The sequence below is a fragment of the Roseateles sp. GW821-FHT09H11 genome (assembly GCF_059415845.1).
The window spans coordinates 508,451-529,650 of sequence record NZ_JBWKOA010000001.1 but is presented as its reverse complement, the minus strand read 5'-3'; the positions used below and the strand labels follow the sequence as shown (position 1 = coordinate 529,650).

The window sequence follows — 21,200 nt, the reverse complement described above, 5'->3', positions numbered from 1 at the left end:
GCCAAGCGGGACGGCGCGCCGGCGAGTGACTACGGAGTCGCGCCGAAGCGATGCAAGGTCCGGCTCCGGTAGACCTCGCCCGGCCGCAATATCGTCGACGGCCACTCCGCGCTGACCGCGCGGTTCGGCGAATCGGGGGCGTGCTGGGTTTCGAGGCAGAGCCCGTCTCCCTGCCGGATGAACTCCCCGCCGCTGCCGAGCAGACTGCCGTCGAGGAAGTTGCCCGAATAGAACTGCACGCCGGGCTCCGTCGTCAGGACTTCCATCCAACGCCCCGACACCGGATCGCGCAGTCGCGCCGCCAGGTGGGGCTGGGCATCGGCACGGGCGCCGAGAGGGGCGTCGACGAGGCCATCGACAAGGCCATCGAGTACCCAGTGGTGGTCGTAGCCCTTGCCGTGGCGCAACTGCGGATGCCCCTCACGCAGGCGCGACCCAATGGTCTGCGATTCCCGGAAGTCGAAGGGCGTGCCGGCCACCGGCGCGATCGACGTCGGAATCGACGCGGCGTCGATCTCGCAATAGCGGCTGCCGGCGATCTGCAGCTCGTGGTCGAGCGCCGATCCATGACCCGCGAGGTTGAAGTAGTCGTGGTGCGTCAGGTTCACCACCGTCGGCCGGTCGGTCGTCGCCTCGTACTCGACCTGCCAGCCCATGTCCTCGACCAGCCGGTACCGCACCACCGCCCGCAGCCGTCCCGGAAAGCCTTGATCGCCGTCCGGGCTGTCCAGTTCGAAACGCAGGCAGTCGTCGCTCTCCGCCTCCGCGCGCCACAACTGCAGCCCGAAGCCGCGCGGGCCGCCGTGCAGGCAATTGGCGCCGTCGTTGGCGGGAAGCGCATGCCGTTCGCCATCGATCCGGAAGGCCGCATTCGCGATCCGGTTGCCATAACGGCCCACGATCACGCCGAAATGCGGATTGCGCAGGACGTAGTCCTCCAGCGTCGGCAGCCCCAGCACGACGTTGGCGAGTTGACCGCGGGCATCGGGGACCTCCAGCCGCGTGACGATCCCGCCATAGGTGATCGCCGACAGCCGCAGTCCGCGGCCGTTGTCCATCGTGTACTCGTGAACCGGCCGCCCGTCGGGCAGGTGACCGTAGACCTTGCGTTGCATCGGTGTCATGGCGTGCGGAACCGGTAGGGCGCGCGGCCGCGATGGCCGTGCGCATCGAGCTCGAAGACCGCGCCGGCCAGCGGCTCATGCTCGCAGTCCTTGCGCGCGGTGGTGACGAACAGCCGGTCCAGCGCCGGACCGCCGAAGACCGGGCAGGTCGGCTGCGACGCGGGCAAGGCCAGACGCAGCGTCTCGCGCCCTTGTGCATCGAAGCGGACCACGACGCCGTCGCCCCAGGCGGCGGACCACAGCCCGCCGTCGGCATCGACCGCCGCGCCGTCCGGTTCGCCGCCGTCCATCGGCCACTGCGCGAAGACGCGCCGCTCGCCCAGCCGACCGTCGGCGTGATAGGGCAGGGCCCAGATCGTGCGCGTCGGCGAGTCGGTGTAGTACAGCGTGCCGCCGTCGGGGCTGAAGCTCAGCGAGTTGCCGACGATCCCCGGCGGCAACGGCAGCCGCTCGACCTTCAGCCCCCGCCCGATGCCGACGCCGGCCGTCTCCGCGCGGTAATACCCGCCGACCGCGGCGCCGTGCGGATTGAACATGCCGAACACGAAGCGCCCCTGCGGATCGCAGCGGCCGTCGTTGATGCGGGTGCGCGGCTCATCGACCTCGACCGGCGTCAGCGGGCCGATCTCGCCGGTGGCGAGGTCGAACAGCGCCACGCCGGACGCCAGCCCGAGCAGCAGCCGACCCGGGGCCTCGCACAGCGCGAAGCTGCCCAGCGCCTCCGGCATCGACCACTGCGTGACGTCGCCCGTCGGCGACGCGCTCGCTTGCCAGCGCGACAGCCGGTGACTGTCGATGTCGGTCCAGTACAGCGCCTGCTCGCGGTCGCACCAGAGCGCGCATTCGCCGAGCCGGTCCCGGCAGTCGACGTGGACCTTGGCGGTGGACGTCGCGGTCGCGGACGTGTTCGCGGACGTGGACGTCCAGGACCCCGGCGCGCTCACGCCCAGCCTCCGTCGACGATGTAGTCCTGGGCGCTGCACATCGCGCTGTCGTCCGCCGCGAGGAACAGCGCCATCGCCGCGACGTGGTCCGGCATCAGCGGCTGCTTCAGGCACTGGTTGGCGTCGATCTCCTGCTTCGTCTCGTCATTGACCCACAGCTTGAGCTGCTTCTCGGTCATCACCCAGCCCGGCACCAGCGTGTTGACGCGGATGTTGAAGGGCCCCAGGTCGCGCGCCAGCGAGCGGGTCAGCCCCTGCACCCCGGCCTTGGACGTCGTGTATGCCGCCATGCCGCCCTGCATGAGCATCCAGCTGAACGAGCCGAAATTGATGATCGAGCCGCCGCCCAGCGCCTTCATGTCCGGCGCCACCGCCTGCGCGGCGAAGAACTGGTGCCGGATGTTGACGGCGATCGCCTGGTCCCAGAACTCCGGCGTGACGTCCTCCAGCGCATGGCGCTTGTCGTTGGCGGCGTTGTTCAGCAGCGCCTTGAACGGACCGCCGAGCTGCGCCCGCAGCGCCGCGATCGCGGCGCGCAGTTGCGCGATGTCGGTCAGGTCGGCGGCGACGAAGGCGCTGCCCGGCAGCTTCGCCGCCAGCGCCCGGCCGGCGTCCGCCGCGATGTCGATGAAGCCCACCCGCGCGCCCTGCGCGGCGAAGCGCTCCACCAGCGTCGCGCCGATGCCGGTCGCCCCGCCGGTGATGAGCACGCGCTGGTCGCGCAGGCTGGGATAGATGGCGCTGGTCATGTCGTCTCCGTGGGTGCGGGCGCGAGTGTCGCGCCTCTTCGTGTCGGTGCCGCCGGTCGGCCGTCCTGGCCTCCCGGCGGCAAGGGGGTCAATTCTATAAGTCTGACTATTTGCCAAGTCAATCTCGGGCAGATCCGGGTTTGCACGGATATGACTCCAAATAAAGTAATACTTTAATTCGATCCACAAGAAACACGAAGCCTCCTGGAGACAACATGAGCCTGAGCTTCCCCCGACCTTACAAGGGCGTGTTCCCGGTCGTGCCCACGACGTTCAACGAGCAGGGCGGCCTCGACCTCGAGAGCCAGAAGCGTTGCGTCGACTTCATGATCGACGCCGGCTCGACGGGGCTGTGCATCCTGGCCAATTTCTCGGAACAGTTCGTGCTCGGCGACGACGAGCGCGCGGTGCTGGCGCGGACCATCCTCGAGCATGTGGCCGGCCGCGTGCCGGTCATCGTCACGACCACGCACTACAGCACCCAGATCTGCGCCGAGCGCAGCCGGATGGCGCAGGAGATGGGCGCGGCGATGGTGATGGTGATGCCGCCGTACCACGGCGCGACGCTGCGCGTGGGCGAGGCCGGCATCCACGAGTTCTACGCGCGCCTCTCCGATGCGATCGACATCCCGGTGATGATCCAGGACGCGCCGATGTCGGGCACGCCGCTGCCCGCGCCCTTCCTGGCGAGGATGGCCCGGGAGATCGAGCAGGTCCGCTACTTCAAGATCGAGACCGCCGGCGCCGCCAGCAAGCTGCGCGAACTGATCGCGCTGGGCGGCGACACGATCGAAGGCCCGTGGGACGGCGAGGAAGCCATCACGCTGCTGGCCGACCTGGACGCCGGCGCGACCGGCGCGATGACCGGCGGCGCCTTCCCCGACGGGATCCGCCGCATCGTCGATGCCTACGCCGCGGGCGATCGCGAGACCGCCGTGGCCGAATACGGCCGCTGGCTGCCGCTGATCAATTACGAGAACCGCCAGGGCGGCATCCTGACCGCGAAGGCGCTGATGAAGGAGGGCGGCGTGATCGCCTGCGACCTGCCGCGTCATCCGTTCCCGACGATGAACCCGCATGTCCGCGCCGGTCTGCTGGACGCGGCCAGGCGCCTCGATCCGCTGGTGCTGCGCTGGGCGCGCTGAGTCCGTTCCGCAGTCCCGCTCCGAGTCCCACCCCGAGTCCGCGCCCGAGTCGGCCACGACTCCAACCCCCGAGGCCCGTCATGAGCCAGATCCCCCAATTCCAGAACTACATCGGCGGCGAATGGGTCGCCGGTGTCGATCAGCGTCCCAACATCAACCCGTCCGATACCGGTGACGTGATCGGCCTGTACGCGCAAGCCGATGCGGCGCAGACCGAGGCGGCGATCGCCGCCGCGCAGGCGGCGTTCCCCGCCTGGGCGTCCACCACGCCGCAGCAGCGCTTCGACGTGCTGGACGCGGTCGGCAACGAGCTGCTCGCCCGCCGCGACGAGATCGGCCGCCTGCTGTCCCGCGAGGAAGGCAAGACCCTGGCCGAGGGCCTGGGCGAGACGCACCGCGCCGCGATGATCTTCAAGTTCTTCGCCGCCGAGGCGCTGCGCTGCGGCGGCGAGTCGCTGCCGTCGGTGCGGCCCGGCGTGTCGGTGGACGTGCTCCGCCAGCCGGTCGGCGTCGTGGGCCTGATCGCGCCGTGGAATTTCCCGATCGCGATTCCCGCCTGGAAGATCGCGCCCGCGCTGGCCTACGGCAACACAGTCGTCTTCAAGCCGGCCGAGCTGGTCCCGGGCTGCGCCTGGACCCTCGCCGAGATCCTGTCGCGCACCGCGCTGCCCCGGGGCGCCTTCAACCTGGTGATGGGCGCGGGCTCGCAGGTCGGGCAGACGCTGGTCGATTCGCCCCGCGTCAGGGCGCTGAGCTTCACCGGCTCGGTCGCCACCGGCCGCCGCATCATCGCCGCCTGCGCCGCGCGCCAGGCCAAGGTGCAGGCCGAGATGGGCGGCAAGAACCCGTTGATCGTGCTCGACGACGCGGAGCTCGACGTGGCCGTCAACGCGGCCGTGCAGAGCGCCTTCTTCTCGACCGGTCAGCGCTGCACCGCGTCGAGCCGCATCATCGTCACCGACGGCATCCACGACCGTTTCGTCGAGGCCGTCGTGGCGAAGATGAAGACGCTCAAGGTCGACCATGCGCTGAAGGCCGGCACCGACATCGGACCGGTCGTCGACCAGCGCCAGCTCGACCAGAACCTGCGCTACGTCGCCATCGCGAAGCAGGAAGGCGGCACGCTCGCCTTCGGCGGCGAGGTCGTCGAGCGCGAGACCCCCGGCTTCTATCAGGTGCCCGCGCTGATCACCGGCACGACGAACGCCATGACGATCAACCGCGAGGAGGTGTTCGGTCCGGTCGCCAACGTGGTCCGCGCGCGCGACTACGACGAGGCGCTGGCGCTGGCCAACGACACCGAGTTCGGCCTCTCCGCCGGCCTCTGCACCCGCTCGCTGAAACACGCGGCCCACTTCAAGCTGCATGCGCAGGCCGGGATGGTGATGGTCAACCTGCCCACGGCGGGCGTCGACTACCACGTGCCGTTCGGCGGCACGAAGGGATCGAGCTACGGCCCGCGCGAGCAGGGCAGCCATGCCCGCGAGTTCTACACGACGGTCAAGACCGCCTACACCTTCCCCGGCTGATGGCGCCGAGCTCGCGATGACGCCGATCCCGCATCGCTTCGCGCGCCTGGCCCTGTCGGCCGGCGCGGCGTGGCTCGTCGCCCTGGCGGCGGCGTGTTCGAACGCGGTGCCCTCCGGCCCGTCCCCGGCGGATGCCGCGGCGGCGATGGAAGACCCCGCGGGCGCGCACGATCCGACGCTGATCGAGCGCGACGGCGTCTTCCACGTCTTCGCGACGGGCCAGGGCATCCAGCACCTGCGCTCCGAGGATGGCCGCCGCTGGCGGCGCCTGGCGCCGGCGCTGACGCAAGCCCCGGCCTGGTGGGCCGAGGCGGTGCCCGCGCATCGCGGACTGGACGTCTGGGCGCCCAAGGTCTTCGCGTGGAAGGGGCGGTACTGGCTGCTGTACTCGATCTCGACCTTCGGCAGGAACCGCTCGGCGATCGGGTTGGCGAGCAGCGCGTCGCTCGACGGGCCGTGGCGTGACGACGGCCTCGTCGTGGCGAGCGTCGAGCGCGACGACTTCAACGCGATCGATCCCGATCTGTTCATCGATGTCGCGGACGCCGGCGGCGACGGCCGGCTGTGGCTCAGCTACGGCTCGTTCTGGGGCGGGATCCGTGTCGTCGAGTTCGATCCCGCGACGATGCGCCCGACCGGACCGACGCGCTTCATCGCCCGCGGCGCCTCCAAGGCGGGCGCCGGCGCCGGGGGGGCGATCGAGGCGCCGACCCTCGTGCGGCACGGCGACTGGGTCTACCTGTTCGTCTCGCACGACTTCTGCTGCCGCGGCCTGGCCAGCACGTACAACATCCGCGTCGGCCGGGCGCGATCAGCGCAAGGGCCGTTCCTGGACCGCGATGGGCGCGACCTGATGGACGGCGGCGGCACGCCGGTGGAGCAGGGCGCGGGCCGCTGGATCGGGCCCGGGCACCAGGACGTGGTCGGCCGCTGGATCGTCCGGCACGCCTATGACGCGGAGGACGGCGGCAAGCCCAAGTTGCGGTTCGGCGAACTCCGCTGGACCGAGGACGGCTGGCCGGGCCTGTAGACCGCGCCGCCACCGCCGCCGGAGAAGATCCGAGAAGATCCCCGGCGAACCCAGAAGCATCAGGAGACATTCCCTTGGCAGCTCTCACGCTGGAGCAGATCGGCAAGCGCTATGGCGCGGTGCAGGTCATCCCCGACCTGTCGCTCGACGTGGCGCCGGGCGAGTTCATCGTTTTCCTCGGCCCGTCCGGCTGCGGCAAGACCAGCCTGCTGCGCATGATCGCCGGGCTGGAGGAGGTCACCGCCGGCCGCATCCGGATCGGCGGCCAGGACGTCACCCACGCCGCGCCGGGACAGCGCCGGCTGGCGATGGTGTTCCAGCACTACGCGCTGTATCCGCACATGACGGTGCGCGAGAACCTGGCCTTCGGCCTGCGCAACATCCGCCTGCCCGAGGACGAGATCGGCCGGCGCATCCAGGAGGCGGCGCGGATGCTGGAGCTCGACGCGCTGCTGGCGCGCAAGCCGGGCCAGCTGTCCGGCGGCCAGCGGCAGCGCGTCGCGATCGGCCGCGCGGTCGTCAAGGAGCCGGCGATCTTCCTCTTCGACGAGCCGCTGTCCAACCTCGATGCCGCGCTGCGCGGACGCACGCGGCTGGAGCTGGCGCAACTGCACCGCCGGCTGGGCGCGACGATGATCTTCGTCACGCACGACCAGATCGAGGCGATGACGCTGGCCACGCGCATCGTGGTCATGAACGCCGGACGCATCGAGCAGGTCGCGTCGCCGTCGGAGCTGTACCGTCGCCCGGCGACGCGTTTCGTCGCCGGCTTCATCGGCACGCCGGGCATGAACTTCGTGCCGGTGCGCCGCCTGGCCGATCGGCAGGGCCGGGCCGTCGCCGAACTGCCCGGCGGTCACGAGGTCGTGACGCAGGTCGGCGACGCCGTGCCCGGCAGCGAGCTGACGCTGGGCGTGCGGCCGGAGCACCTGGTCACCGCGGCGCGCGGTCCGCTGGCGGCGCAGGTGGAGATGGTCGAGTTCCTCGGCGAGCGCACGCTGGCGCACGTGCGGCTGGTCGACGGCACGCGGGCGATCGCGACCGTCGCGGGCGTGTCGCCCGCCGTGGGCGAGTCCGTCCAGCTGTCGCTGGCGATGGAGGAGGCCCATCTCTTCGACGGAAAGGGGCGCGCCCACCATGCGACGCCCCACGCGGAAGCGGCCGCGCCACAGGGAACCCCGGCATGAGCACCGCGTCCCCGTCCGTCGGATGGCGCGCGTCGCGTCCGGCGCATGCGCTGTTCGTGCTGCCCTTCGTCGCGGTCTACGTGCTGCTGCTCCTCTGGCCGCTGGCCAAGGGTTGGTTCATCAGCTTCCACGACCATGACCTGCTGTCCAACGACAGCTTCTTCATCGGCTGGCAGAACTACCGCGAGCTGATCGAGGACGACGTCTTCCACCAGGTCGTCTGGAACACGATCCGCTTCGTGCTGATCAGCGTGCCGGTCTTCGTCGTCCTGTCGCTGATGCTGGCGCTGGCCCTGAACCGGCCGGGCCGGCTGGCGGCCTTCCTGCGCGCGGTGTTCTTCTGCGCGAGCGTGTTCTCGGTGACGCTGATCACGCTGGTGTGGCAGCTCGCGCTGATGCCGGAGCGCGGCCTCGTCGCGCAGGGCAGCGCCGCGGTCGGTCTGCCGTCCCTGCCGTGGCTGACCAGCGAGGCGCTCGCGCTGCCGACGCTGGCGCTGGTGACCGTGTGGTGGATCGTCGGCCTGCCGATGATGCTGTTCCTGTCGGCGCTGCAGCAGATCCCGTCGGACGTCTACGAGGCCGCCGCGCTGGACAACGCCGGCCGCTGGCGCACGCTGACGCACGTGACCCTGCCGGCGCTGCGGCGCACCGTGGCCCTGGTCGCGGTGATCGAGGTGATCCGCCAGTTCCAGGTCTTCCCGCAGATCATGCTGATGACCAACGGCGGCCCCAACAACACGACGCGGCCGATCGTGCAGTTCATCTACGAGCAGGCCTTCATGCAGCTCTCGCTGGGGTATGCGACGGCGGCGTCCCAGGTGCTGCTGGGGGTCATGCTCGTGGGCGTCTCCGTGCAGATGTGGCTGGAACGGCGCGACGCCGCGCAGGGAGGCGGCCGATGACCCCGATGCTGCGCAAGGGCTGGTTCGACCGCGCGGTCATGGCCGCCCTGGTCCTGCTGGCCGCGTTGTGGATGCTGCCGCTGTTGTGGGTGCTGGCCTTGTCGTTCAAGCCCAACGAGCTGCTGATGGTCCGCACCGACGTCTTCCTGGCGCCGCCGTACACGCTCGCCAACTACGCGGACATCCTGCAGACCTCGCAGGTGTTCCGCTGGCTCGGCAACAGCGCGCTGGTGGCCGCGCTGCAGACGCTGGGCGTGCTGGTGCTGTCGTCGCTGGCGGGCTACGGCTTCGCGCGCTGCGAGTTCCCGCGCCGCCGCGCGCTGTTCGCGCTGGTCCTGTTCGGCCTGGCCGTGCCGTCGCAGAGCGTCTTCATCCCGCTGCACCGGCTGTTCTCCGACTGGGGCCTGCAGAACAGCATCGCAGGGCTCGCGCTGCCGGGCCTGGCGGCCCCGTTCGGGGTGTTCCTGATGACGCAGTATTTCAAGGCCGTGCCGATCGACCTGGAGGAGGCCGCGCTGCTCGACAACGCCTCGCGCTTCAAGACCTTCCTGCGCGTCGTGCTGCCGCTGACGTTGCCGGCGCAGGCGACGCTGGGGATCTTCACCTTCCTGGCCTGCTGGAACGACTACCTCTGGCCGCTGGTCATCGCGACCCAGCCCGAGATGTACACGCTGACGCGCGGGCTGGCGTCGACGCAGACCAACTTCGCGCAGTCCGAGGGACTGGGCTTCCTGATGGCGCAGGCGGTCTTCGCCGGCGCGCCGGTGCTCATGATCTATCTCTTCTTCCAGAAGCATCTGGTCACGGCCGTGGCCGGGACGGGGCGCTCGTGATGAACAAGTCCCTGCTCACGGCGCTCGCGGCGCTCGCGGCGCTCGCGACGTGCGCGGCGCTGCTCGCCGGTTGCGGCAAGCACGACGCCGAGCCACCCGTCCCGCCCAGGACCGAGATCACCTTGATGCGCTTCTTCGGCAGCTGCGACGCGAAGTTCGGCGCGGTCAAGGAAACGAGCCAGGGTGTCGGCGAATGCGGGATCGTCACCGCGCTGATCAACGAATTCAACGCGACCAACACCGACGGCATCCGGGTGAAGACGCAGGTGGCGGAATGGGCGCCGTACTACGACCAGCTGACGGCGCGCCTGGTCGCCAAGGACATCCCGACGGTGGCGGTGATGCACGAATCCGCGCTGGGCGACTACGTGCGACGCCGGCTGGTCGAGCCCCTGGACGCCGAGCTGCCCGGGCTGGGCATCGACCTGAACGACTTCACCGATCACGCCCGCCGCGGCGTGACGCTGAACGGCCAGATCTACGCGCTGCCGTTCGACACCTGGGCCTGGCTGTGGCACGTCAACACGACGCTGATGGGCCAGGCGGGATTGATGGGGGCGGACGGCAGACCCCGGTTGCCGCATTCCCCGGACGAGCTGCTGGCGATGGCCCGGCAATTCAAGCAGCGGACCGGCAAGCCGTTCTTCGCCTGGGCGATCGTGAAGGAGACGGCGGCGACCAACCGCACTTTCCAGACGCTGATCGCGCAGCAGGACACCCGGCTCTTCAGCGACGACGGTCGCCGCATCGACATGCATCAGCCGCAGGTCGTCAACGCGCTGACGCTGATGCAGCGGCTGTACGCCGAGGGTCACGTGAAGCCCGATCTCGACTACGGCGCGGCCAACCAGGCCTTCCTGAACGGCGAGGCAGGCGTGGTGGTGGTCGGCACCTGGACGATCGACCAGTTCCTGCGCGAGGCGAAGCGGCCCGGATCGGCGCTGCGGGGCGGCTACACGGTCGTGCCGTTCCCGCAGCTGTACCAGCGGCCGGCGGTCTTCGCCGACGGGCACAGCTGGGCGCTGCTCAAGGGCGGCGCCGCGACGCCGGAACAGCACGCCGCCGCGTTGAAGCTGCTGCGCTTCATCTGGACGCACAGCGCCGAGTGGGCGCGCACGGGGCATCTGCCAGTGCGGCGTTCGGTGGCGCAGAGCGAGGCCTTCCGCGCCTTGCCCTTCCGCGAGAACCTGACCGAGATCACGCGGACCGGCGCCGCGATGCCCGGCAACGTGCCCACGCAGCGCGCGATCGAGCTGTTGATCGGCGAGGACGTCAGCAACCTGCTGATTTCCGGCAAACCGGTCGCCGAGGTGCAGGCCGACGTCGAGAAGCAGGTGAACAAGGCGCTGAAGAAGGTGAGGCGCTGAGATGAGTCGCCAGATGAGTCGCCCGCCCGTGTCCCGGAACGTGATCGTCCTTCCTCCCTCCTGACCGCGCCGCGCGCGCCGATGCCATGTCGCTGAACTGGTCCAACCCGCTCATTCCCCAACGCGCCGATCCGCACCTGTCGCTGCACGACGGCCGCTACTGGTTCACTGCGTCGGTGCCCGGCTTCGATGCGATCGAGCTGCGCGGCGCCGCGCGCATCGGGGACCTCCCACATGCCGAGCCGAAGATCGTCTGGACGCGCCATGCGCACGGCCCGGCGAGCTGGCACATCTGGGCGCCGGAACTGCATCGCGTCGACGGACGCTGGCTGATCTACTTCGCCGGTGGCCAGCGCGACGACATCTGGAAGATCCGCATGCATGTGCTGGAGAACGTCCACGACGATCCGACGCGCGGCGAATGGGTCGAACGGGGCCAGATCCGCACGCCGCTGGACGATTTCGCGCTCGATGCGACCACCTTCCGCCACGCCGGCGAGCAGTACCTGTGCTGGGCCGAGGCGGACACGGCCCGGGACGGCAAGACCAACCTCTACCTGGCGACGCTGGCGAATGCCTGGACCTTGAAGAGCGCGCCGACACGGATCAGCGAGCCGCTGCTGCCCTGGGAACGCATCGGCTTCTCGGTCAACGAGGGGCCGGCGGTGCTGCAGCGGCACGGCCGCGTGTTCATCGCCTACTCCGCGGCCGCGACCGACGCGAACTACTGCATGGGCCTGCTCTGGGCGGACGCGGCGGCGGACCTGCTGGACCCCTCGATCTGGCAGAAGTCGCCGACGCCGGTCTTCGCCAGCGCCAACGGGCAGTACGGACCGGGGCACAACAGTTTCACCACGACCCCCGATGGGCAGACGGACCTGCTCGTCTATCACGCCCGCAACTACCGCGACATCGTCGGCGATCCCCTGCACGATCCCAATCGGCATGCGCGCGTGCAGCCCTTCCGCTGGCGCGCGGACGGCTTGCCGGACTTCGCTCAGCCGCTGCCGGATGGACCGGTGCCGTGGGGGGACGCATGAGGACCTGGCTGCTCGCGATGCTGGCACCGCTGGCCGTTCAGGCCGCGCCGGTGCTGACAAGTCCGGATGGCGCGCTCAGCGTGTCGATGGCGCTCGATGAGACGACCGCGTTGCGCTACACGGTGAGCCGCGCCGGCGGCGACGTGCTGCTGCCGTCGCGGCTCGGTCTCCGTCTGGACGGCGTCGAGTGGGTGGACGGGCTGGCGCTGAAGGGCTGCGGGCCCGTCACCTCGGGCCGCGAGCGCTACGCGCTGACCGGCAAGAAGCGCCGGGTGGACCAGCCGTATCGCGCCGTCGCCTGCCGCATCGTCAACAGCCGCGGCCAGGTGCTGCGCGTGGAGTGGCGCGCGTTCAACGACGGCGTGGCCTTCCGCTACGTCGTTGCGGAGGCCGTGCCGGTCCGCAAGCGCTTCGTCGAGGAATTGACGAGCTTCCGCTTCCCCGCCGCCGCGCGCGCCTGGCTGCAGCCGATGCAGGTGGCACAGACCGGTTGGAAGAACACCAATCCGGCCTACGAGGAACACTACCGTCGCGACATCCCGGTCGGCGAGCCGTCCCCGTCGCCGGCGGGGTGGGTGTTCCCGGCGCTGTACCGGGTCGGCGACGCGACCGATCCGTCGGCGACCTGGGTCACGCTGACCGAGGCCGGCATGGACGGGTCCTTCCATGCGTCGCGTCTGCAGGCCGCGTCCGAGGGCGGCGAGTACCGCCTCGGGCAGCCCATGGCCGCGGAGGTCGTCACCGGCGGCGGCCGCCTGGCCGACGTGGCGGGCCCGATGACGACGCCGCCGTGGCGCGTGATCGCCGCCGCGCCGTTGCCCGCGCTGATGGCGTCGACCCTGGGCACCGACCTGGCGGCGCCGGCCGTGCCGTTTGCGGCGGACCGGATCAAGCCCGGCCCGGCCTCATGGAGCTGGGCGCTGTTGAAGGACGACGGCACCGTCTACGACGTGCAGAAGCGTTTCATCGACTACGCCGCCGACATGCGCTGGCCCTACACGCTGATCGACGCGGACTGGGACCGCAAGATCGGCTGGGAGCGGATCCAGGCGCTGATCGCCCATGCGCGGAGCCGGCAGGTCGGGCTCTGGCTCTGGTACAACTCTTCGGGTGCCTGGAACGAGACCGAGTATTCGCCCAAGGGCGCGTTGATCGATCCCGCCCGGCGTCGCGCCGAGTTCCGCAAGCTGGCCGACGCCGGCATCAAGGGCCTGAAGATCGACTTCTTCGCCGGCGACGGCCAGTCGGTGATCCGGTACTACGTCGACCTCCTCGAGGACGCCGCCCGGGCCGGCCTGCTGCTCAACTTCCACGGCGCGACCTTGCCGCGCGGATGGAACCGGACCTATCCGAACCTGATGACGGCGGAAGCGGTGAAGGGCTTCGAGTTCGCGACCTTCGAGCAGGCCGATCAGGACGCGGTGCCGGCGCATCTCGCGATGCTGCCGTTCGCGCGCAACCTGTTCGATCCGATGGACTTCACGCCGGTGGTCTTCGGCGACATCCCCAATCTCAAGCGCGCGACGCGCAACGGCTTCGAGCTGGCGCTGTCGGTGCTGCTGTTGTCGGGCGTCCAGCACTACGCGGAAACACCGGAGGGCATGGCGGCGGTCCCCGAGTACGTCCGCGCCTTCCTGCGCGGCTTGCCGCGGCAATGGGACGATGTCCGCTTCCTCGCCGGCGAGCCCGGCAAGTCCGTGGCGCTGGCGCGCCGCGCGGGCGATCGGTGGGTCGTCGCCGCCATCAACGCCGAGGCGGAACCCCGCACGCTGTCGCTCGACCTGCGCTTTCTCGCCGGTCGCGTCGGTACGCTGATCGGCGAAGGCGACGGCCCGCGCGATTTCCGGACCGAGGCGCTGCGTGGCGGGGGCGTTCAGCGCATCACGCTGCCCGCGAGGGGGGGATTTGTCGCAAGTTTCGAGCCCGGCCACCCGTGATAGCCTGCCGCCCGATATGAAGACCCGCGCCGACCATTCGACCTACAGCCCGCGCGCGCGCCGCGCCGAGGGCAAGAGCCAGCACGGTCGCATCGTCAGCGAGCTCGGGCTGGCCATCGTCTCGGGCGGACTCGAGCCCGGCGACCGGCTGCCCGGCGAGCAGCAACTGCTCGACCGCTACGAGATCAGCCGTCCCGTGCTGCGCGAGGCGGTGCGCGTGCTGGTGGCCAAGGGACTGGTCGTCTCGCGCCAGCGCGCCGGCGCGATCGTGCGGCCGCGCAACGAGTGGCACCTGCTCGATCCGGACGTCCTCTACTGGCTGATCCAGTCCAAGCCTCAGCAGGAGTTCCTGAACACCCTCATGGAGGTGAGGCGCGTCTTCGAGCCGGCCGCCGCCGCGCTGGCCGCCAAGGCCGCGACCACCGACCAGCTGCACCGCATCGAGGAGGCGTTCGACGGCATGGCCGCGGCGACCGACACCAAGCAGCTGCTTGAGCCCGACCTGGCGTTCCACCGCCACATCGCCGAGGCCACCAACAACGACCTGATGGCCTACATCGGCAACATGCTGTCGCTCGCGCTGCGGGAGTCGATCCTGCTGAGCAGCCAGCTGCCCAACACGCACGCCTTGTCGCTGCCCCGCCACGAGGCGATCCTGACGGCGATCCGCAACCGCGACCCGCTGGGCGCGCGGCAGGCGACGCTGGTCCAGTTGCAGGAGACCGGCGACGACCTGAGCAACGTGCTGTCCGCCAAGGGCATCGTGGATCTCGCCTGAGCGAACCTGGACCCGATGGACGACGCCCCCAATCCCAACTGGTTCCTGCGCGCGCGGCTGAAGACGCGGCAGCTGCTGCTGCTGATCGCGCTGGACGAGCACCGCAACATCCATCGCGCCTCCGAGGCGCTGTGCATGACCCAGCCCGCGGCGTCCAAGCAGCTCAAGGACCTGGAGGACATGCTCGAGGTCCGGCTCTTCGAACGCCTGCCCCGCGGCATGGAGCCCACGCTGTTCGGCGAGACCATGATCCGTCATGCCCGCATGGCGCTGACCAGCCTGGCGGCCGCGCACGAAGACATCGTCGCGCTGAAGAAGGGACTGACGGGCCAGGTCGAGGTCGGCGTCATCATGACGCCGGGCATGTCGCTGCTGCCGCGCGCGATCGCGCGCGTGAAGGCCAGCGCGCCGCTGCTGCGCATCGGCGTGCAGCTGGAGACGAGCAAAGTGCTGCTCGATCAGCTGCAGCGCGGCACGCTGGACTTCATGATCGGGCGCATCCTGGAGGAAGACAGCGGCGCCGGCCTGCAGTACGAGGAACTCAGCGGCGAACCCGCCTGCGCGGTGGCGCGCCTGGGACATCCGCTGCTGAGTCGCGACGACCTGACCCTGTCGGACCTCGCGACGCAGGCGTGGATCCTGCCGCCGCCGGGCAGCGTGCTGCGCCACCGCTGGGAGCAGATGTTCCGTCGCGCGGCCATCGATCCGCCGGCCAACGCCGTCGACACGACGGCGCTGCTGGTGATCACCGCGCTGCTGCAGCAGACGGACTCGCTGCATGTGATGCCGGCCGAGGTCGCGCGCTATTACGCGTCCCTGCGGGCGCTGGCGATCCTGCCGATCGAGCTGCCGTGCAGCATGGACCCGTTCGGCATCATCACGCGTGAGGGCCACCTGCTGTCGCCGGGCGCGCGGGCGCTGCTGCGGGAGGTCCAGGGCGTGGCGAAGGAGCTCTACAAGGACTGAGCGGCGCCGGGCCGGGACGGGCCCTGGCAGCCGGGCGACGGGTTCGGTGCGGGCCCGGCGTCGGTCTGCGGCACGAAGCGGATCGTGCCGTCGGGGGCGTAGTGCAGCTCCTCGATCGCGACCGAACGGCGGAACTCCCCGCCGCCGGGCAGCTTGGCGTTGTGATACGCGATGTAGCTCCTGCCGTTGAAGTCGAAGATCGCCTGATGGATGGTCGGCGTCTTCTCGTTCCTGGCCATGATCACGCCGCGCGGCGTCCACGGACCGGTCGGTCCGGGTCCGGTCATGTAGGCCGTCTCCTCGGGGAAGTGCTGCGAGTAGGACAGGTAGTAGGTCGCACCGTGCTTGTGCAGGTAGGGCGCCTCGGTGAAGTCCTTGACCGGCACGGCCGTGATCGGGCCCGCGAGCGCCGTCATCGACGGCTTCAGCAGCGCGTACTTGAGCACGGTGTTGCCGAAGTAGAGGTAGGCCTGGCCGTCGTCGTCGACGAAGACCGCGGGGTCGATGTCGTCCCAGGCGATGTCGGTCTGCCGGGTCATGTCGTTGGTGATCAGCGCCGAGCCGCGCGCATCCTTGAACGGACCGGTGGGGCTGTCGGCGCTCGCCACGCCGACCGCGAAGCCGGGAATCGTCGCGTGCTCGACCGTCGTGTAGAAGAAGTAGGTCGCCCTGCCGTCGACGACGCGCCTGGCGATGTCCGACGCCCAGGCCCGGCCCTTGGCCCATCGGAAATCCACGGCCTTCATCACCGCGCCGTGGTCGGTCCACGTCGCCAGATCGCAGCTCGAGTAGACGCGCCATTCGTTCATGACGAAGTCCTTGCCGTCCGGCGCGGCCTCGTCGTGGCCGACGTAGAGATAGACGCGGCCGTTGTCCACCAGCACGGCGGGGTCGGCCGTGTAGAGCCGCGGGAAGAGCGGGTTGGCGGCCTGCGCCGGGACGGCCAGCGCGAGCACGGCCGCCGCCGTGGCAGCGAGGGTGGCGCGCAGGGAATGGATCGGGAAGCGGAGCATGGGCGCGTGGGCAGTGAAGGGACGAGGGCGGGGAAGCGGGGGAAGCGGTGAATGGGCTCAGACCGGCGCGGCGGGACGCGCCAGCAGCCGTTGCACGACGCAGAAGACGAACAGCAGCGCGCCGATGACGATCTTGGTCCACCACGAGCTGAGCGTTCCGTCGAAGGCGATCAGCGTCTGGATCACGCCCAGCACCAGCACGCCGGACAACGCCCCGGCGACGTAGCCGTAGCCGCCGCTGAGCATCGTGCCGCCGATGACGACGGCGGCGATCGCGTCGAGTTCGGCCCCCTGCGCATGCAGGCCGTAGCCGCTGAGCATGTAGAACGCGAAGAGCAGGCCGGCCAGCGCGGCGCAGAAGCCGCTGAGGCCGTAGACCGTCAGCTTGGTGCGACCGACCGGCAGTCCCATCATCAGTGCCGACTGCTCGTTGCCGCCGAGCGCGTAGACCGCCCGCCCGAAGGCGCTGCGGTGCGCGAGCCAGATGCCCGCGACCAGCACCGCGACGGCGATGGCGGCGCTCGGCGAGACGAAGCCGCCGGGCACGCGCCACTGGGTCTGCGAGACGGCGACGAAGGTCGGATCCTCGATGGTGATCGAGTCGATGCTGACCAGGTAGCACAGGCCGCGCGCGAGGAACATGCCGGCGAGCGTGACGATGAAGGGCTGCAGCTTGAAGCCGTGGATCAGCGCGCCCTGCAGGACGCCGAAGGCCGCACCGCCGCCCAGGACCAGCGCGATCACGGCCCACGCGGGCCAGTGCGCGTGGTGCAGCAGCCAGGCGGCGACCGTCGTGGACAGCGCCAGCACCGCGCCGACGGACAGGTCGATGCCGCCCGACAGGATGACCAGGCTCATGCCCACGGCGAGCACCAGCAGGTAGGCGTTGTCGATGACCAGGTTGAGCATCACCTGCGGCGACGCGAAGCCGGTGTAGTGCGCGCCGCCCGCCGCGATCAGCGCGAGCAGCAGCACGACCGTGATCTGGGCGCTGAACGCCGGGTGCCGCAGCCAGCGGTGGAAGAGGGCAGGTGGGTTCATCGGGCGGGCCCTCGCAGGCGGCGCAGCATCGGGCGGAGTTCGCTCGACTGCAGGATGCAGAGGATGAAGACGACGACGGCCTTGACGACCATGTTGACCTCCGGCGGGACGCCGAGCGAGTAGATCGTCGTGGTCAGTGTCTGGATGATCAGCGCGCCGACCAGCGCGCCGGCGAGGTGGTACTTGCCGCCGGCCAGCGAGGCGCCGCCCAGCGTCACGGCCAGGATGGCGTCGAGCTCCAGCAGCAGGCCCGCGTTGTTGGCGTCGGCGCTCCGGATGTTGGAGGCGATCATCAGGCCGGCCAGGCCGGCGCAGGCGGCCGCGAAGACATAGGTGCCGAAGATCAGCGTCGCGGTGCGCAGGCCCGTCAGGCGCGACGCGACCGGATTCAAGCCCACGGCCTGGATGAACAGGCCCAGCGCCGTCCTGCGCAGCAGCGCGGAGGTGGCCAGCGCCAGCGCGGCGACGATCCACAGCGACACCGGCAGGCCGAGCAGGTAGCCGCCGCCCAGGACGAAGAAGTCCTCGCGATAGACGGTGAGGATCTGGCCGTCCGACAGCAGTTGCGCCAGCCCGCGACCGGCGACCATGAGGATCAGCGTCGCGATGATCGGCTGCAGCTTCAGTCCCGCGACCAGCGCGCCGTTCCAGACGCCGCACAGCAGCGCGGCGCCGAGCGCGCCGGCATACGCGACGGCCAGCGGCTGGTCCGCGGCCACCAGCGACGCGGCCACCGTCGCGGCGATGGCGACGACCGCGCCGATGGACACGTCGATGCCGCGGGTCGCGATCACCAGGCTCATGCCCAGCGCCGCCAGCATCAGCGGCGCCGCGCGGTTCAGGATGTCGATCAAGGGGCCGTACAGATGACCGCCCTTGATCTCCAGGTGCCAGAAGCCGGGGAGGAAGATCACGTCGAGCAGCAGCAGGACCGCGAGCGCGGCGACCGGGCGCAGCAGCGGATGCTCGACGAAGAGCGCCAGACGGGCGCGCCGCTTCGGCGCCTCCGCGGCGCCGCGCAGGGGAAGGGTCTCAATCACGGGCGGGTCTCTCACCGGCAATCACTTCCAGCACCGAGCGCTCGTCGAGCGCTCCGCGCGCGTAGGTGCCCACGGCCTGGCGGTCGCGCAGCACGACGATGCGGTCGCTGCAGCGCAGGACCTCGGGCAGCTCGGAGGAGATGAAGAGCACCGCCATGCGCCGGTCGTTCGCGCCGCCTTCGGCGCACAGCCGGCGGACCTCGTCCATGATCTCCTCCTTCGCGCGGACATCGATGCCGCGCGTCGGCTCGTCCAGGATCAGCAGGCCCGGCTGCGTCAGCAGCCAGCGCGCCAGCAGCGCCTTCTGCTGGTTGCCGCCCGAGAGCAGGCCGATGGGCGTCTCGATGTCCGGCGTCTTGATGCCGAGGCGGCGCACGTAGTCGTCCGCGATGGCCTGCTGACGCTTCAGCGCGATCGCGCGCCACCAGCCCTGGCGCGCCTGCAGCGCGAGCACGATGTTCTCCCGCACCGACAGCGCGAGGATCGCGCCTTCGAGCTTGCGATCCTCGGAGCAGAACGCCAGGCCCTTCGCGATCGCCTGGCGCGGCGAGGCGAAGCGCTGCCGGTGCCCGTCGACCTCGATGTCGCCGGCATCGGCGGCGTCGGCGCCGAAGAGCAGGCGCGCGGTTTCCGTGCGGCCGGAGCCGAGCAGTCCGCACAGCCCCAGGACCTCGCCGCGGCGGATCTCCAGGTCGAGCGGCTGCAACGCGCCGCGCCGCGCGAGGCCGTGCGTGGTCAGCGCGGGTTCGGTGGTCTGGGCGCAGGCCGGCGGCGGTGTCGAGGATGCGACGTTCGGGCCGACCATCTTGTGGACCAGCGCCAGCCGGCCGAGTTCCCCGGCCGGATATTCGCCTTCGGTGCAGCCGTTGCGCATGACGGTGATGCGGTCGGAGACGGCGTAGACCTGATCGAGGAAATGCGTGACGAAGAGGATGGCCAGGCCTTGCCCGCGCAGTCGCCGCATCACGCGGAACAGGTGCTGGACGGCGGCTTCGTCGAGGCTGGAGGTGGGCTCGTCGAGGATCAGCACCCGCGCCGAGATGTTGAGCGCCCGCGCGATCGCCACCATCTGCTGGACGGACAGCGAGCAGCGGGCGAGCGGCGCGTCGACGTCGAGGTCGAGTTCCAGTTCGGCGAGCAGTTGACGCGACCGCGCGCGCATGCGCCTCCAGTCGATCTGGCCCCAGCGGCGCGGGTAGCGGCCGATGAAGAGGTTCTCGGCCACCGACAGGTTGGGCACGAGGTTGACCTCCTGGTAGACCGTGCTGATCCCGAGGGCCTGCGCGTCGGCGGTGGAGCGCGGCGCGATGGGCCGGCCCGCCAGCTCGATGACGCCGGCGTCGGGCGCGTACAGGCCGGTGAGGACCTTGATGAGCGTCGACTTGCCGGCGCCGTTCTGGCCCATGAGGGCGTGGATCTCGCCGCCGAAGAGCCGCAGTCCGACGCCCGACAGCGCCCGCACGCCGGGGAAGCCCTTGTCGATGCCGCTCAGCGACAGCAGCGGTGCCTGGGCGTCCATCAGTACTTGCGGTTGGGGAGTTCCTTGGCCGCGACGTCGGCGGTGAAGACGCCTTCCTCGGTCGTGATGCGACGGGCGACGGACTTGCCGGCGACGACGTCCTTGGCCAGCTGCATCAGCTGCGGGCCGAGCATCGGGTTGCACTCCACGGTGACGTTGAGCTTGCCCGCGGCCATGGCCTGGAAGGCGCCGCGCACGCCGTCGATGGAGACGATGGCGATGTCCTTGGCGGGCTTGAGGCCGGCCTCCTCGATCGCCTGGATGGCGCCGATGGCCATGTCGTCGTTGTGCGCGAACAGGACGTGGATCTTCTTGTCCTTCGCCTTCAGGAAGGCTTCCATGACCTCCTTGCCCTTGGCGCGGGTGAAGTCGCCGGACTGCGAGCGGACGATCTTCAGCCGGGGCTCGGACGCGAGGATTTCCTCGAAGCCGCGCTTGCGGTCGAGCGCCGGCGCCGAGCCGACGGTGCCCTGGAGTTCGACGATGTTGACGTCGCCGGCCGGGGCGTTCTTCCTGGCCCAGTCGACGAGCCAGCGTCCGGCCTTGCGGCCCTCCCCGACGAAGTCGGAGCCGATGAAGGTGACGTAGAGGGACGGGTCGCTGACCTTGACCGCGCGGTCGGTGAGGATGACGGGGATCCGGGCGTTCTTCGCCTCACGCAGGACGGTGTCCCAGCCGGACTCGACCACCGGCGAGAACGCGATCACGTCGACGCGCTGCGCGATGAAGCTGCGGATGGCCTTGACCTGGTTCTCCTGCTTCTGCTGGGCGTCGGCGAACTTGAGCGTGATGCCGGCCTGCTTGGCCGCGTCCTTGATCGAGTTGCTGTTGGCGGTGCGCCATTCGCTTTCCGCGCCGACCTGGGAGAAGCCCATGACGAGCGGCTTGTCGGCGGCGAAGGCGGCGGTGCCGGCCAGGCCCAGGCCCGGACCGAGCGCGGCCAGGGCCAGCAGATGACGACGGGTCGTCTTCATGTTCGTTGTCTCCTCGTTGGTGTTGGTGTGGAGGTCGCGTCCAGCGGCGACGCGCCTCGTGAGGTGACAGCGATCGTAGGGA

Annotated in this window: 19 protein-coding genes; 11 read left to right on the top strand and 8 right to left on the bottom strand. The window is 70.3% G+C overall.

Annotated features, from left to right (window positions below; all coding sequences use genetic code 11):
- Positions 1-29 precede the first annotated feature (29 nt).
- The 3 genes from AC07PR_RS02080 to AC07PR_RS02070 are packed head-to-tail and all read right to left on the bottom strand — an operon-like array spanning position 30 to position 2,817.
- Entirely contained in the window at positions 30-1,124 is a 1,095-nt protein-coding gene (locus tag AC07PR_RS02080; protein WP_495134224.1) for an aldose epimerase family protein, read from the bottom strand.
- Positions 1,121-2,068, bottom strand: coding sequence for an SMP-30/gluconolactonase/LRE family protein (locus AC07PR_RS02075; protein WP_495134223.1), 948 nt, complete (start codon positions 2,066-2,068; stop codon positions 1,121-1,123). The genes AC07PR_RS02080 and AC07PR_RS02075 overlap by 4 nt, the downstream gene beginning before the upstream one ends.
- Positions 2,065-2,817 carry an SDR family NAD(P)-dependent oxidoreductase gene (locus tag AC07PR_RS02070; RefSeq protein WP_495134222.1) on the bottom strand — a complete coding sequence of 251 codons (753 nt, stop codon included), beginning with the start codon at positions 2,815-2,817 and terminating at the stop codon, positions 2,065-2,067. The genes AC07PR_RS02075 and AC07PR_RS02070 overlap by 4 nt, the downstream gene beginning before the upstream one ends.
- A gap of 215 nt (positions 2,818-3,032) precedes the next feature.
- Here AC07PR_RS02070 and AC07PR_RS02065 point away from each other — a divergent pair, with 215 nt between their 5' ends.
- The 11 genes from AC07PR_RS02065 to AC07PR_RS02015 all read left to right on the top strand — a co-directional run bounded on the left by AC07PR_RS02065 (position 3,033) and on the right by AC07PR_RS02015 (position 15,531).
- Positions 3,033-3,962: a dihydrodipicolinate synthase family protein gene (locus AC07PR_RS02065; RefSeq protein ID WP_377155040.1), complete on the top strand. Its 930-nt coding sequence runs from the start codon at positions 3,033-3,035 to the stop codon at positions 3,960-3,962.
- Between the two features lie 80 nt (positions 3,963-4,042).
- Entirely contained in the window at positions 4,043-5,491 is a 1,449-nt protein-coding gene (locus AC07PR_RS02060) for an aldehyde dehydrogenase family protein (protein WP_495134221.1), read from the top strand.
- Between the two features lie 16 nt (positions 5,492-5,507).
- A complete protein-coding gene (locus AC07PR_RS02055) occupies positions 5,508-6,521 on the top strand; it encodes an arabinan endo-1,5-alpha-L-arabinosidase (RefSeq protein ID WP_495134220.1) in 1,014 nt (337 codons plus the stop codon).
- A 74-nt stretch (positions 6,522-6,595) separates the two neighbouring features.
- The gene (locus tag AC07PR_RS02050; RefSeq protein WP_495134219.1) at positions 6,596-7,708 is read left to right on the top strand and encodes an ABC transporter ATP-binding protein; all 1,113 of its coding nucleotides are present in this window, start codon (positions 6,596-6,598) and stop codon (positions 7,706-7,708) included.
- Entirely contained in the window at positions 7,705-8,610 is a 906-nt protein-coding gene (locus AC07PR_RS02045) for a carbohydrate ABC transporter permease (protein ID WP_495134218.1), read from the top strand. Before AC07PR_RS02050 ends, AC07PR_RS02045 begins: the two co-directional genes overlap by 4 nt.
- On the top strand, positions 8,607-9,443 hold the full coding sequence (locus AC07PR_RS02040; RefSeq protein ID WP_495134217.1) for a carbohydrate ABC transporter permease: 837 nt from the start codon (positions 8,607-8,609) through the stop codon (positions 9,441-9,443). Before AC07PR_RS02045 ends, AC07PR_RS02040 begins: the two co-directional genes overlap by 4 nt.
- A complete protein-coding gene (locus AC07PR_RS02035) occupies positions 9,443-10,810 on the top strand; it encodes an extracellular solute-binding protein (RefSeq protein WP_495134216.1) in 1,368 nt (455 codons plus the stop codon). Before AC07PR_RS02040 ends, AC07PR_RS02035 begins: the two co-directional genes overlap by 1 nt.
- Before the next feature lie 86 nt (positions 10,811-10,896).
- Positions 10,897-11,850: a glycoside hydrolase family 43 protein gene (locus AC07PR_RS02030; RefSeq protein ID WP_495134215.1), complete on the top strand. Its 954-nt coding sequence runs from the start codon at positions 10,897-10,899 to the stop codon at positions 11,848-11,850.
- The gene (locus AC07PR_RS02025) at positions 11,847-13,787 is read left to right on the top strand and encodes a glycoside hydrolase family 97 protein (protein ID WP_495134214.1); all 1,941 of its coding nucleotides are present in this window, start codon (positions 11,847-11,849) and stop codon (positions 13,785-13,787) included. The genes AC07PR_RS02030 and AC07PR_RS02025 overlap by 4 nt, the downstream gene beginning before the upstream one ends.
- A 16-nt stretch (positions 13,788-13,803) precedes the next feature.
- Positions 13,804-14,565: a FadR/GntR family transcriptional regulator gene (locus AC07PR_RS02020; RefSeq protein ID WP_495134213.1), complete on the top strand. Its 762-nt coding sequence runs from the start codon at positions 13,804-13,806 to the stop codon at positions 14,563-14,565.
- Between the two features lie 15 nt (positions 14,566-14,580).
- Positions 14,581-15,531: a LysR family transcriptional regulator gene (locus AC07PR_RS02015; RefSeq protein ID WP_483106442.1), complete on the top strand. Its 951-nt coding sequence runs from the start codon at positions 14,581-14,583 to the stop codon at positions 15,529-15,531.
- Here AC07PR_RS02015 and AC07PR_RS02010 read toward each other — a convergent pair.
- The 5 genes from AC07PR_RS02010 to AC07PR_RS01990 are packed head-to-tail and all read right to left on the bottom strand — an operon-like array spanning position 15,519 to position 21,118.
- Positions 15,519-16,544: a glycoside hydrolase family 43 protein gene (locus tag AC07PR_RS02010; protein ID WP_495134212.1), complete on the bottom strand. Its 1,026-nt coding sequence runs from the start codon at positions 16,542-16,544 to the stop codon at positions 15,519-15,521. The genes AC07PR_RS02015 and AC07PR_RS02010 overlap by 13 nt on opposite strands.
- Positions 16,545-16,601: 57 nt before the next feature.
- Complete coding sequence (gene yjfF, locus AC07PR_RS02005; RefSeq protein ID WP_495134211.1) at positions 16,602-17,585, bottom strand: galactofuranose ABC transporter, permease protein YjfF; 984 nt, start codon at positions 17,583-17,585, stop codon at positions 16,602-16,604.
- Positions 17,582-18,607 carry an ABC transporter permease gene (locus tag AC07PR_RS02000; protein WP_495134833.1) on the bottom strand — a complete coding sequence of 342 codons (1,026 nt, stop codon included), beginning with the start codon at positions 18,605-18,607 and terminating at the stop codon, positions 17,582-17,584. The genes yjfF and AC07PR_RS02000 overlap by 4 nt, the downstream gene beginning before the upstream one ends.
- A 10-nt stretch (positions 18,608-18,617) precedes the next feature.
- Positions 18,618-20,144: a sugar ABC transporter ATP-binding protein gene (locus AC07PR_RS01995; RefSeq protein WP_495134210.1), complete on the bottom strand. Its 1,527-nt coding sequence runs from the start codon at positions 20,142-20,144 to the stop codon at positions 18,618-18,620.
- Complete coding sequence (locus tag AC07PR_RS01990) at positions 20,144-21,118, bottom strand: ABC transporter substrate-binding protein (RefSeq protein ID WP_495134209.1); 975 nt, start codon at positions 21,116-21,118, stop codon at positions 20,144-20,146. Before AC07PR_RS01990 ends, AC07PR_RS01995 begins: the two co-directional genes overlap by 1 nt.
- Positions 21,119-21,200: the final 82 nt, after the last annotated feature.

Bases quoted from the DNA above. Each gene is read 5' to 3' on its own strand.
- AC07PR_RS02080 (WP_495134224.1), bottom strand. From the start codon at position 1,124: ATGACACCGATGCAACGCAAGGTCTACGGTCACCTGCCCGACGGGCGG.
- AC07PR_RS02070 (WP_495134222.1), bottom strand. From the start codon at position 2,817: ATGACCAGCGCCATCTATCCCAGCCTGCGCGACCAGCGCGTGCTCATC.
- AC07PR_RS02065 (WP_377155040.1), top strand. From the start codon at position 3,033: ATGAGCCTGAGCTTCCCCCGACCTTACAAGGGCGTGTTCCCGGTCGTG.
- AC07PR_RS02060 (WP_495134221.1), top strand. From the start codon at position 4,043: ATGAGCCAGATCCCCCAATTCCAGAACTACATCGGCGGCGAATGGGTC.
- AC07PR_RS02055 (WP_495134220.1), top strand. From the start codon at position 5,508: ATGACGCCGATCCCGCATCGCTTCGCGCGCCTGGCCCTGTCGGCCGGC.
- AC07PR_RS02045 (WP_495134218.1), top strand. From the start codon at position 7,705: ATGAGCACCGCGTCCCCGTCCGTCGGATGGCGCGCGTCGCGTCCGGCG.
- AC07PR_RS02040 (WP_495134217.1), top strand. From the start codon at position 8,607: ATGACCCCGATGCTGCGCAAGGGCTGGTTCGACCGCGCGGTCATGGCC.
- AC07PR_RS02035 (WP_495134216.1), top strand. From the start codon at position 9,443: ATGAACAAGTCCCTGCTCACGGCGCTCGCGGCGCTCGCGGCGCTCGCG.
- AC07PR_RS02030 (WP_495134215.1), top strand. From the start codon at position 10,897: ATGTCGCTGAACTGGTCCAACCCGCTCATTCCCCAACGCGCCGATCCG.
- AC07PR_RS02025 (WP_495134214.1), top strand. From the start codon at position 11,847: ATGAGGACCTGGCTGCTCGCGATGCTGGCACCGCTGGCCGTTCAGGCC.
- AC07PR_RS02020 (WP_495134213.1), top strand. From the start codon at position 13,804: ATGAAGACCCGCGCCGACCATTCGACCTACAGCCCGCGCGCGCGCCGC.
- AC07PR_RS02015 (WP_483106442.1), top strand. From the start codon at position 14,581: ATGGACGACGCCCCCAATCCCAACTGGTTCCTGCGCGCGCGGCTGAAG.
- AC07PR_RS02010 (WP_495134212.1), bottom strand. From the start codon at position 16,544: ATGCTCCGCTTCCCGATCCATTCCCTGCGCGCCACCCTCGCTGCCACG.
- yjfF (WP_495134211.1), bottom strand. From the start codon at position 17,585: ATGAACCCACCTGCCCTCTTCCACCGCTGGCTGCGGCACCCGGCGTTC.
- AC07PR_RS01995 (WP_495134210.1), bottom strand. From the start codon at position 20,144: ATGGACGCCCAGGCACCGCTGCTGTCGCTGAGCGGCATCGACAAGGGC.
- AC07PR_RS01990 (WP_495134209.1), bottom strand. From the start codon at position 21,118: ATGAAGACGACCCGTCGTCATCTGCTGGCCCTGGCCGCGCTCGGTCCG.